This window comes from Aureimonas psammosilenae, from assembly GCF_009176975.1.
Lineage (GTDB): Bacteria > Pseudomonadota > Alphaproteobacteria > Rhizobiales > Rhizobiaceae > Plantimonas > Plantimonas psammosilenae.
This window is the reverse complement of sequence record NZ_WEZG01000019.1, coordinates 1-11,582: the sequence shown is the minus strand read 5'-3', so window position 1 is coordinate 11,582 and position 11,582 is coordinate 1. Positions and strand designations below refer to the sequence as shown.

At 66.5% G+C, this 11,582-nt stretch carries 10 protein-coding genes; 1 reads left to right on the top strand and 9 read right to left on the bottom strand.

Going from position 1 to position 11,582, the window contains the following annotated elements:
* Positions 1-11: 11 nt before the first annotated feature.
* From F9929_RS22185 to F9929_RS22170, 4 genes are all read right to left on the bottom strand, one after another.
* Entirely contained in the window at positions 12-869 is an 858-nt protein-coding gene (locus F9929_RS22185; protein ID WP_152048741.1) for a carbohydrate ABC transporter permease, read from the bottom strand.
* A complete protein-coding gene (locus F9929_RS22180) occupies positions 866-1,750 on the bottom strand; it encodes a carbohydrate ABC transporter permease (RefSeq protein WP_152048740.1) in 885 nt (294 codons plus the stop codon). The genes F9929_RS22185 and F9929_RS22180 overlap by 4 nt, the downstream gene beginning before the upstream one ends.
* Before the next feature lie 16 nt (positions 1,751-1,766).
* Positions 1,767-2,927, bottom strand: coding sequence for a Gfo/Idh/MocA family protein (locus F9929_RS22175; protein WP_152048739.1), 1,161 nt, complete (start codon positions 2,925-2,927; stop codon positions 1,767-1,769).
* Between the two features lie 125 nt (positions 2,928-3,052).
* Positions 3,053-3,811, bottom strand: coding sequence for a copper homeostasis protein CutC (locus F9929_RS22170; protein WP_152048738.1), 759 nt, complete (start codon positions 3,809-3,811; stop codon positions 3,053-3,055).
* A gap of 127 nt (positions 3,812-3,938) precedes the next feature.
* Here F9929_RS22170 and F9929_RS22165 point away from each other — a divergent pair, with 127 nt between their 5' ends.
* Complete coding sequence (locus tag F9929_RS22165) at positions 3,939-4,847, top strand: ROK family protein (RefSeq protein WP_152048766.1); 909 nt, start codon at positions 3,939-3,941, stop codon at positions 4,845-4,847.
* On the opposite strand, the gene F9929_RS22160 is transcribed toward F9929_RS22165, so the two are convergent.
* The 5 genes from F9929_RS22160 to F9929_RS22140 form a co-directional block, all read right to left on the bottom strand.
* Positions 4,803-5,906 carry an N-acetylglucosamine-6-phosphate deacetylase gene (locus tag F9929_RS22160; RefSeq protein WP_152048737.1) on the bottom strand — a complete coding sequence of 368 codons (1,104 nt, stop codon included), beginning with the start codon at positions 5,904-5,906 and terminating at the stop codon, positions 4,803-4,805. The genes F9929_RS22165 and F9929_RS22160 overlap by 45 nt on opposite strands.
* Positions 5,907-6,015: 109 nt before the next feature.
* Positions 6,016-7,095: an SIS domain-containing protein gene (locus tag F9929_RS22155; RefSeq protein ID WP_152048736.1), complete on the bottom strand. Its 1,080-nt coding sequence runs from the start codon at positions 7,093-7,095 to the stop codon at positions 6,016-6,018.
* Positions 7,096-7,167: 72 nt separating this feature from the next.
* Positions 7,168-7,935 carry a glucosamine-6-phosphate deaminase gene (gene nagB / locus F9929_RS22150; RefSeq protein WP_152048735.1) on the bottom strand — a complete coding sequence of 256 codons (768 nt, stop codon included), beginning with the start codon at positions 7,933-7,935 and terminating at the stop codon, positions 7,168-7,170.
* Between the two features lie 160 nt (positions 7,936-8,095).
* Entirely contained in the window at positions 8,096-9,226 is a 1,131-nt protein-coding gene (locus F9929_RS22145) for an extracellular catalytic domain type 1 short-chain-length polyhydroxyalkanoate depolymerase (protein ID WP_407922269.1), read from the bottom strand.
* Between the two features lie 194 nt (positions 9,227-9,420).
* A partial coding sequence (locus tag F9929_RS22140; RefSeq protein ID WP_210251379.1) for a VCBS domain-containing protein occupies positions 9,421-11,582 on the bottom strand: 2,162 nt, incomplete at its 5' end.

Sequence of the window (11,582 nt, the reverse complement as noted above, 5' to 3'; positions counted from 1 at the left end):
GATGGGTTCGGTTACTGCTTCACGGCACCGGCGGTGAGGCCGGCGACGAGATATCGCTGAAGGAAGAAGATGAGGATCACGGCGGGCGTGATGCCGACGAAGCTCGCCGCCATCAGCTCGTTCCACACCACTTCCTGCTTGCCGAAGAAGGCGAAGAGGCCGACCGTCAGCGGCATGTTCTCTTGTTTGGCGTTGAAGGTCAGGGCGTAGATGAACTGCTGGGCATAGGCCGTCAGGAAGCAGTTGATCGCCACCACGATGATGCCGGGCCGCGCGATCGGCAGGATCACCCGCCGGAAGGTGTAGAAGCGGCTCGCCCCGTCGGCATAGGCGGCTTCCTCCAGCTCGCGCGGGATGCGGACCATATAGGCGCGAAGCAGCCAGATCGCGGTCGGGATCACGAAGGCGACGCCCGGCACGATCATCGCGAAATAGGTGTTGAGAAGCCCCGCCGAGCGCATCAGCCGGTAGAGCGGAATGAGGAGCACCGCGCCCGAGAACATCGAGACCGACAAAAACGCGCCGAGCAGCATTCCCCGGCCCCGGAACTGGAAGCGCGCCAGCGCATAGGCGGACGGCACCACGAGAAGCAGCGCGGCGAGCGTGATCACGGAGGAGATGAAGAAGGAATTGAAGATGTAACGCCCGAGCATCGGCACGTTGGTCCACATCGAGCGATATGCGTCGAAGGAGCCGTTGTCGGGCCAGAAGCGGTAGGGCGAGGAGAAAAGAAGCGACAAGGGCTTCAAGGAAACCAGGAAGCCTTCCACGAAGGGCGCGAGAAGGAAGGCGAGGAAGACCGCGAGGCCCGCATAGATTGCGGCGACCTCATACCAGCGATAGCGGTTGATCGAGGGCGTCGTCTTCATCGCGCGGCCTCCGGCGACAGGCGGCTCGTCAGGCGGAAATACAGGAAGGAGAAGATCGACAGGAAGATGCAGATGAGCACCGCCCGTGCGGCCCCTTCGCCGTATTTGTAGGAGCCGATGGCGGTGCGGTAGGTGTCGATGATCATCGTGGTGGTGGAGCCGGACGGCCCGCCCTTGGTCAGGATCCAGATGATGTCGAAGGAATTGAAGGTCGAGATCAGGGAGATCATCGACATGGTGATCATCGCCGGCACGATCAGCGGCAGGGTGATGCGGCGGAAGCGGTAGAAACGGCTCGCCCCGTCCGTCCAGGCGGCCTCGTAGAGATCCTGCGGGATCGATTGCATGGCGGCCAGAAGATAAAGCGTGACGAGGGGAACGCCGATCCAGACATCGGTGACGATCGTCGCCCAGAAGGCGCTGTTGCCATAGGCGAGGAAGGCGACCGGGCCGTCGGCCAACCCAAGATTCTGGAGGACGCCCGAGATCATCCCGAACTGCCCGTTATACATCCAGCCCCACATGAAGATGCCGATGGCCATGGGCACGATCCAGGGCGGCATGGTGAGGAGGCGGAACAGGGCGCGGCCGGGAACGGCGGCGTTGAGAAGCACCGCGCCGAAGGTGCCGATCACCATTTTCAGGAGAACCGAGAAGAAGGTCCAGATGAAGGTGCGCAGGATGACGCCGGCAAAGGTCTCGTTGAAGATGCGGTCGTAGTTGGCGGTGCCGACCCAGGCCGTGGTGCGCTTCAGCGAGGCATCGGTGAAGGACAGGATGCCGGTCTGCACCAGCGGATAGGCGACCACCGCCAGGATGTAGAGAAGGGCCGGAAGCAGAAGGGCCCAGGCGAAGATCGTCGCGCCGCGCTTGTCGAACATCGCCGCCTCGCCTCCTTCAGGCCGCTGTGGCCTGGAGCGCTTCGTCGAAGCGGTCCCAGACGGGGCGAAGATCGACGACGCTGCGCCGACGCCGCGCCTCGTCCATGGACAAGGCGAGAATGCCGGCTTCCAGCGCGTCGAGCGTCGAGACGGGAAGCGGCGTGCCCCGCTTCACATGCGCGATCACGTCGGCGGCCATCTGCTCGTCCGCGCCGTAATGCTGCGAGAGTTCGGTGGTGCGCGTATAGCGCTTGGCGAGCGCCTTCTCGCCGGTCAAGCCGACATGAACGTCGAGATAGCCGCGGATGAAGTCGCCTTCCGCCATGCCGCGCGAGCCCATCACGCAGAAGCGGCGAAATTCGTCAGGGACGTTCAGATTGGTGTGGAAGTTCAGGCCGACGCCGTTGGCATATTCCACGATGGCGACCTGATAATCGATGATGTCGCCGTCGGAATCGAAGACCTTGTCGGAGCCCATCCAGCCGCTCGGCTTCTCGTGGAAGAGGGTGAGATCGTTGACCCCATCGCGCGCCGGGTCGTTGGCGGGAACGAAGCTTTTCCGCCCGCCGAAGCTGGCCACGCGCTCGGGCCGCGCGCCGACGACGCCGTTGTAGAGGTCGAGGTCGTGGCAGCACTTCTCCAGCATGAACGAGCCGGCAAAGCGCTCGTAGCGCCGCCAATCGCGCATGAAGAAGGCGCCATGGTAGGGCGCAATATGCTCCGCCGCCTCGATCGAGACGATGTCGCCGAGAAGGCCTTGCGCTTGCGCCTCGCGAAGGTCGCGATACATCGGCGAATAGCGCAAGACCAAGCCGATCATCAGCCGCTCGTGGCCGAAGCGCGCCATCAGCTTTGCGAGTTCCACGCTTTCCTCAATGCTGATCACCACCGGCTTTTCGCAGAAGACCTTGAGGCCGGCTTCGAGGCCGATGCGGATATGGTCGAGATGGAAATGGTTGGGCGAGCCGATCATCAGGAGATCGAGCGCCTCGTTGGCGATCATCTCTTCCGGCGCTTCATAACGCTTGCCGGCGGGAACGCCTTTTTCATCGAGGCTCGGCAGTCCAGCCGGGGCCGGATCGACATAGGCCACGATCTCCACTTCCGGGTCGACGGCGCGGAAAACGTGCCCGAGATAGCCGAGCCGGTATCCCAACCCGATGATGCCGACCTTCATGCCTGCGAAACCCGCTTCGACGCGTAATTTATTTTCGCAAGGTTGGGACAGGAAACGAAGCCCGTCAACATTATTTCGCGAGGAAACCGAAGGAAGAGAAATTCATTTTCACGGCTGATGAATTGTTAGCCATTGGATTGCTTGTCCACGTGGCAAGCGGCCAAAGCATCGTGCAGGGCGCGGATCGTCTCGATATCGGTCATCGCCGCTTGCGCGCTCGCGAAGCCGAACCGGACAAGCCGCAAATCGCTGGATACCTTCCGGCGCGCCGAAGCATGGACCTCGCGCACGCCCGTTCGGCGAACGAGGTCCGCGACGTTGTCCGGCCGCACGCCGCTGCCCGGCATGATCGAGATGCGCCCCGCCGCTTGGCCCTGCAACTCTTGGAGCCGTTCCGCACCGCTCGGGGCGTCGAGAGCCCCGCCGGAGGTGAGGATACGCTCGAAGCCGAGGCGAACCGCCGCTTCCAGCGCCGCGCGCATGTCGGGCACGAGGTCGAAGGCGCGATGGAGCGTCGAGCCGAGGCCATGGGCGGCAGCGCGGAGTTCGGCCAGCATCGGCTCGTCCAGCGAGAGGTCGGGCCGCGAAGCGCCGAGAACCACCCCGGCGAGCCCTGCTTCGCGGACAGCCGCAATCTCGGCCAGCATCGCCGCCTTGTCGCCCGCGCCGAACACGAAGTCCCCGGCGCGCGGGCGGATCATGGCGTAGACGGGGACGGGGGAGGCCGAAGCGAGCCGGATCAGGCCCGGCGATGGCGACAATCCGCCGAGGTCGAGGCCTGAGCAAAGCTCCACCCGGTCCGCCCCGGCCGCGATCGCGGCGGCGAGGCCGTCCGGCGTGTCGACGCAGATTTCCAGGGCGATGCGGGAGGTTTGAAGGTTCATCCGTCGAACGCTGCCCATTGCCGATGCCGGTTCCGGCTCGTTAGAACGCCTGTCGCCCGTTTGAAAGCGCTTCCTCATGAATTCCCGCGACCGATCCACCCTTCCCCACGCCGCCGAAGACGCTGCCATCGGCCTCGCCGCCGATATCGGCGGGTCCTTCATCCGCGCCGCGCGGCTCTCGGCGGATGGAACGCTTGGGGTTCAGACGCGCGTTCCGACGCCCACCCGTGACTGGCCGGCCTTTCGCGACGCGCTTGGGAGTTTATGCGAAGAACTGCCGCCCGGCGCGCCCTTGTCGATCTCCATCGCCGGCGTATTCGATCCCGCAAGCGGCGTCGCCACGGTCGCCAACATCCCGTGCATCGACGGGCGGCACCTCGCCGCCGATCTCGAGAACGCACTTAAGCGGCCGGTGCTCGTCGCCAACGATGCCGACTGCTTCGCGCTCGCCGAAGCCGTTCACGGGGTGGGCGCGGGCCAGCGGAACGTCTTCGGCGTCATTCTCGGCTCTGGCGTCGGCGGCGGCCTCGTGGTCGGCGGCCGCATCGTGGAAGGGGCCGGCGGGGTTTGCGGCGAATGGGGGCACGGGCCGCTGATCCGGGGCCATGGCGACGTTCCGGCCATTGCCTGCGGCTGCGGACAGACCGGCTGTCTCGATACGGTCGGCAGCGCGCGCGGGCTGGAGCGCCTCCATGAGCACCTCCACCGGGAGCGGCGCGACAGCCGGGCGATCGTGGAAGCGTGGGAAAAGGGCGAGGCGGAAGCGGCGCGCGCGGTGGCGCTCTGGCTCGACGTCGTATCCGGCCCGCTCGCCGTCATCGTCAACGTCACCGGCGCGTCGATCGTGCCGGTCGGCGGCGGGCTCGCCAACAGCCATCCGCTGATCGCGGCGCTCGACACGGCCGTGCGGGCGCGCATCCTGCGCCGAACGAGCGAACCGCTCGTCGTGCCGGCTTCCTGCGGGCCCGATGCCGGCCTTCTCGGCGCGGCGTCACGGATCGAGCGCGAGCATCCTCAGATCGGCGTCGAGGCCTAGGAACTCCCGCCCTGAAAGGCCCGGCGCGATCGCGGCTCTCGGCAGATCCATCGCGTCGCGCGGATTGTCGGTCGCCATGGCGACGGCCTCGCTCAAGGGCAGGCCGGCACCGTGGACGAGGTTCCGGAGGCTTTCCACCATGTCGATATGAGCGCCCGCGAGCGAGCCGGCGGCATTGACGAGCGCGCCGTCCCGCACCTCGATCCGCTCGCTGTAGAGCGTGAAATGGTCCGGCCCGCCGATGGTGGACATGGCGTCGGACACGAGAAACATGCGGTTGCGAGCTGGCCGGGCGCGGCAGGCGAGCGCAACCATCTCGAAGGACACGTGAATGCCGTCGGCGATGATGCCGACATGGGCGTGGCTGTTGATCGCCGCCGCGACGACGCCCGGCTCTCGCGACAGCATCGGCGGCATGGCGTTGAAAAGATGGGTGAAGCATCGCGCCCCGGCTTCCAGCGCCGCGCGGGCCTGCCCCTCCGTCGCCGCCGTGTGGCCGATCGAGACGACCACGCCGAGCTCCACGATCTCGCGCAGAGCCTCGCGCTGCACCATTTCGGGCGCGAGCGTCATCATCACCGGGATGCCGCGCGCCCGGAGGCGGCGAAGCACCTCCATCGTGCCCTCGCCGACGGGGCGGAACAGGCGCGCGTCGTGCGTGCCCTTTCGCAACGGGTTCATGTGGGGGCCTTCCAGATGAAGGCCGAGAAAACCCGGCATCCCCCAAGCCTCGATCGCCGCATCCGCCGCCTGGCGCATTTGCGCGTCGGTGGTGGTGATCAGCGTCGGCAGCACCCAGCCCGTGCCGCGTCGGCGCTGCGTTTCCACGATATGGGCGATGGCCTCCGGGCTCGGCGCGTCGTTCAGCATCACCCCGCCGCTGCCGTTCACCTGCAGGTCGGTCGCGGCGGGCATCAAAAGAAAGGGCGTCAGATCGGCGCGCTCGTTCTCGCCCAGCGGCCGCAGACGCGTCACCGCCCCGCCCTCGGTCTCGACGGCAAGGCCGCTTTGAAGCCGCCCATCCAGCCAAAGATGTTCGGGGGCGACAAGGCGGGTCATGCCGAGACCTTCAGGTAAGGCTGCAGTCCCCTTTCGCGGTTGCGCGACACGCCGTCAGTGAAATCGGCTGTCATGACCATGCGTCCTCCATCCTACGCTGAACGCGCCGTCAGCCAGCGAAGGGGTAAAGCGTGACGCCGGACACGACGCGCGACAGGTTGCCCTGGCCCGCGAAGGGATCGTCCACGGGAAGGCCGAGCTCGGCCGACCATTGCACGGCGCGAACCTGCGCTGCGAGGACATAAAGCACGGCGTCCCAGCGCGCATCGCCCGTCAGCGGCAGTTCCAGATCACATCCCCGCCCGCCGATCGTCTCGACATGCGCGGTCGGAAACTGCCGCGCGATCTCGGCCGCGACATCGCGGTCGTACCGGGCGGTATGTTCGTCCGGGTGGATCATCACGCAAACGCGGGTGCCCTCCGCCACCGCCGCCTTCGGCCCGTGCCGGAAGCCGAGGGTCGAGTCCCATTGCGTCATCGTGCGGCCCGCCGTCAGTTCCAGCACCTTCAGGGCGGATTCCCGCGCGACGCCTTTTAGAGCGCCGGAGCCGAGGAAGATCGCGCGCTCGGGACGCTTGGGGGCCGTCGCCACGAGGCGCGCCAGCACGGTCTCGGCCGCGTCCGCCAAGCGCGGCAATCGCTCGGCGGCGTCCACGCTCCCATCGAAGCAGGCCAGTGCCGAGAGAAGCATGGTCGTGTAGCTCGACGTCATGGCGAAGCCGCGATCATGCGTGTCTTCCGGCAGAAGCAGAACGCGCCCTTCGCCCGGTCCCGCCGGCTGGCGGCGGGCAAGCGTGCCGCCCGGATTGCAGGTGACGGCGAGTTGGAAAGCGTCGGCAAAGCAGCGATCCAAGAGATCCAGCGTGCCGATGCTTTCCGAACTGTCGCCGCTGCGCCCGAACTGGACCACGAGAAGGTCGGTGGCACCCAGATGATCGGCGGGCGCGGCGACGATATCGGTCGTCGGCACCGCGCGAAGGTCGAGCCCGTCCCGTGCGCCCGCCGCCACCGTTTCGCCGATAAAGGCGGATGTGCCGGCGCCGGAGAACCAGACGCGGCGAATGTCGTTCTCGGCGATCCAGCGCCGGATCGACGCCGCCTCGGAAGACAACGGCTCGGCCCATTCCCGCCAGATCCGAGGCTGGGAGGCGATTTCGCGGGAAGTGGCGCAGTCGGGAAGATCGGCCATGAGGGTCTGGGGCTCCTTGCGTTCCGCTCGGCGAAACGACGTAGATGGGGGGACGGGCGCGATGGCGCGCGATCAGCCGTCGTTCGCCTGCACCCATTGGTAATAATCGCGCATGGTGAGATCGCTTGCGGCAGCCTCGTCCAGAACCAGCGTCGCGTGGCGGTGCATCTGGAGGGCCGTGCCGGGCCAGCGTGCCGAGATCGGCCCTTCCACAACTTGCGCCACCGCTTCGGCCTTCCCGGCCCCGAAGGCCAGAACGAGAACGCTTCGCGCGTCGAGGATCGTGGCGATGCCCATGGTCAGCGCCTGATGCGGCTGCCATTCCCCGTCCTCGAAGAAGCGCCCGTTGGCCTCGATCGTGGCATGGGTCAGGGTCTTGATGCGGGTGCGCGAGCCGAGCGAGCTCGACGGCTCGTTGAAGCCGATATGGCCATTGGCGCCGAGCCCGAGAAGCTGGAGGTCGATCGGTCCGTACCGCGCGATCAGCGCCTCGTAGTCCTCGGCGGCCTTTTCCGGGTCGGCGCTCGTGCCGTCCGGCAGATGCGTCGCGTTCGGCGGGAAGTCCACATGCCGGAACAGGCGCTCGTCCATGTAATGGCGATAGGTCTGCGGATGATCGGCGGGAAGGCCGAGATATTCGTCGAGATTGAAGCTGCGCGCTTTGGCGAAGGACATCTTGCCCGCCCGGTAGAGCTCGATCAGTTCGGCATAAACGCCTTCCATCGTGCCGCCGGTGGCAAGCCCCAGAACGGAGGCGGGCTTTGCCGCGAGCTGCTCGGCGAAGAAGGCGGACACGGCGCGGGTCGCGGCCTCCGCATCCCGATGAATGATCACGCGCACCGTAAACTCCCCGTCCGCAATCCACCGTCGCGAGACGGAAAAGCCGACAGACTTCCCGCCCTGAAGCATTGCTTCGATATCAACAGCGCCCGGCGAAGGCTAGGGAGGAACACCGTCGCAAAGAGACTGCGCCTCGGCCAAACAGGCAGCCCAGGCCTTGTCAGCGCAGAAGGCCTGCCTTGCGAAGCGCGTTCTCGATCACCGCGCCGGGTTGCGACATCGCGCCGGCCCCGGGTGGGATGAAAGCGGTTTCCTCTTCGGCCGCACCGGGGCGACTTCCGAGATCCACGGCGACGGAGGGATCGAGAATGCCGAAGAATCGCGAGATGTGGCAGGTCGAGGATATGCCGACATCCAGCATGAACGGCGCGGCGACCCCGCAAGCGTCAGGGCCCATGGTCTTCAAGGGCGTTCCGTGGTCCATGCCCTCGACCAAACAAAGCTCCAGCGCTTGCCGGCCCTCGCCATCGAGCCAGACGCTGCGCGCGAGGCGCCCGTCGATCGTCGCATGGTCGGGTGCGTCGGCAAGGCCGGCGAGCCCTCGCCATTGCGCGGCGAGCGCCTCGGCATTCGCCGGCACCACCGTCCGGTCCATCGTCCCTTGCCAAAGCGACAGCCGTGGATAACGCCCGCTTGCCGGCCGGTCGGCGGCGGCTCTCGCCCGTTCCACCAGTTCGAATGCGCCGGGCAAGCGTTCGCCGTTCATGGCGCGAAACGCCTGGGGAACATTGGCGGCGCAGGCATAGGGAAGGCCGGCGATCACCGCGCCGCCGGCAAAGAGATCCGGGGCGGTCGCGAGCATCGCTGCGGCCATCGCGCCGCCCGCCGAAAGTCCGGTCACGAAGACGCGCGCCGGATCGAGCGGCATGCGCCGCAGCATCGTCTCGACCATCTGCCGGATGGACTGCGCTTCGCCGCCGTCGCGGGCGATGTCCTGGGGCACGAACCAGTTGAAGCAGAGGTTCGGATTATTCTCCCGGCTTTGTTCGGGGAAAAGAACCGCGAAGCCGGCGAGATCGGCGAGCCTCGACCAGCCCGATCCGCGATCGAAGGCGGCGGCCGACTGCGTGCAGCCATGCAGCACCACGACGAGCGGCATGGTCGCGGGAGCGCTCCGTGGAACGTAGAAATGGCCGGCGAGCGCTCCGGGATTCGTGCCGAAAGCCTCGAGAGGCTGCAAACGTCCCGCGGGACTGCCGAACGGGGCGTCGCTGCCGGCGGTGAGCCCTGCGATGAAGCGGCTGAGATGATCGGGCAAAGCGGGGGTCCTCGACCCTCGGGAAAAGCGCATCGGCACGAAGGCGGCCGATGCATCGCGAGGTCATGGGTGCAGTGCATCAAAGATGGTGCGACGCCTGCCCGATGCAAGCGCCAATCGTTCGACGCGAAACGACCCGCCCATCGGAACGCCCTGATATGAAACACTTTCTCACCGGCCCGAAAGGGTCTTGAGGCCGATAAGAATCCGGCGGACGCCGGCGTGCGTCAGAGGATGAAGAAGTTTCCCGCGTTCAGGTCGAGGTTCGCATCGATCTTGGCGAACTGGATCTGCGCGGCGCCGCCGATCCCGTCGGCGTCGTAGAACAGCTTCCCGTTCGTTTGATCGTAGATGATGGTCTGCGCGGCGTTGGATGCCGAAGGCCCGATCGCGAAGGCCGTGCTTTGCAACGCGCCGGCAGCGAGACCCTTGAACACCGACGAGTCGAGCCAGAAGACATCGTCCTTCGGGGAGAAGTCCGTCAGCGTATCGACATTCTGGCCGCCGGAAATCGCGGTGTTGAACACGAACACATCCGCGCCGCCTCCCCCGCCCAGCGTATCGTTGCCGGCTCCGCCGTTCAGGATATTGTTGGCGGCATTGCCGAAAATGCGGTTCGCGAGGGCGTTTCCGGTGCCGTCGATCGCCCCCGTCCCGGTGAGACTCAGGTTCTCGACATTGCTGCCAAGCGTCCAGGTGACGGAGGTGTTGACCGTATCGGTGCCTTCGCCGGCAAGCTCCACCACGGTGTCGCCGAGGTTGTCGACGGTGTAGGTATCGTCCCCGATGCCGCCCACCAGCCGGTCCGCGCCGGCCCCGCCATCCAGGAAGTCGCTGCCGCCAAGGCCGATCAGCACGTTGCTTGCGCCGTTGCCGACCAGCCTGTTGGCGAGGGCATTGCCGGTGCCGTCGATCGCCGCGGTGCCCGTCAGCGTCAAGCGCTCGACATTGTCGGAAAGCGTCAGGGTCACCGACGCGTTCACGGTGTCGTAGCCCTCGTTCACGGCTTCCACCACGGTGTCGACGGCATTGTCCACGTAGTAGGTATCGTCGCCCTGCCCGCCCATGAGCTGGTCGGTGCCGTCGCCGCCGTTCAGGAAATCGTTTCCGCCAAACCCCTTCAGGATGTTGTCGGCGCTGTTGCCCACCAGCCAGTTGGAAGAGCCGTTGCCGCTGCCGTTGATCGCGGCCGTGCCGGTCAGCGTCAGGTTCTCGACCCCGTCGCCGAGAACGAATGCGATCGACGCGTTGACCGTATCCGTTCCCTCGTTCGCGGCCTCCACGACCGCATCGCCCGCATTGTCGACATAGTAGATGTCGTCCCCGACACCGCCCACCATCCGGTCGGCGCCGCCCATGCCGTCCAGCGTATCGTTGCCGGCAAGGCCGATCAGGATGTTGGCGCCGGCATTGCCGACCAGCTTGTTGGCCAGGACGTTGCCGGTGCCGTCGATCGCCGCCGTGCCCGTCAGCGTCAAACGCTCCAGATTGTCGGCAAGGGTCAGCGAAATCGTCGAATTGACCGTATCGTAGCCTTCGTTCACGCCCTCGATCGCGACATCGCCGGCGTCGTCGACATAATAGGTATCGTCCCCGGTGCCGCCCACCATGCGGTCCGCGCCGCCCATGCCGTCCAGCGTGTCGCTGCCGGCAAGGCCGACCAGAATGTTGGCGCCGGCATTGCCGACCAGCCTGTTGGCCAAAGCGTTGCCGGTGCCGTTGATCGCTGCCATGCCGAGCAGCGTCAGCTTCTCGATCTGGTCCTGAAGGGTCCAACTGAGCGACGACATGACGATGTCGTTTCCTTCGTCGGGATTTTCCACCACGAGGTCGCCGGCATTGTCGACGTAATAGATATCGTCGCCGGTTCCTCCCACCAGACGATCGGCGCCCGCGCCGCCATCCAGCACGTCGTTGCCGGCAAGGCCGAAGATCACATCGGAGAAGGGCGTCGCCTTGGCCTGTCCGGCCACCGTCCCCGTCGGGGAAATGTAGTCGTTGCCGCTCGTCCCGGTGATGGTTTTCCCGTCATCCGCTCCAACAACGGCGAAGCCGAAGCGCGTCGTCGCCAGCGCGCCCGATCCGTCGCGCACGCCGACCTCGAACCCGTCCACCGCACGCTGACCGCCCGCCAAGGCGTCGGTCGCCGCCAGGGCGTTGTCGAGCGCGTAGCTCACGACGCCGCTCGCCACGTCCAGCTTCGCCGTGCCGTAGAGACCCGCCTTCACCAGATGCCCCGTGCCGTCCGCCGTCCAGCCTGCCGCCTCGAACGACAACGCGTCGCCCGTGTCCGCGTCCGATGCCGTCAACGCGATCGTCGCCCGGTCCACGCCGATGGACCCCGCCGTGCCTTCCACGAGGTCGGCGCTTTGAACGCCCGCCACGAGCT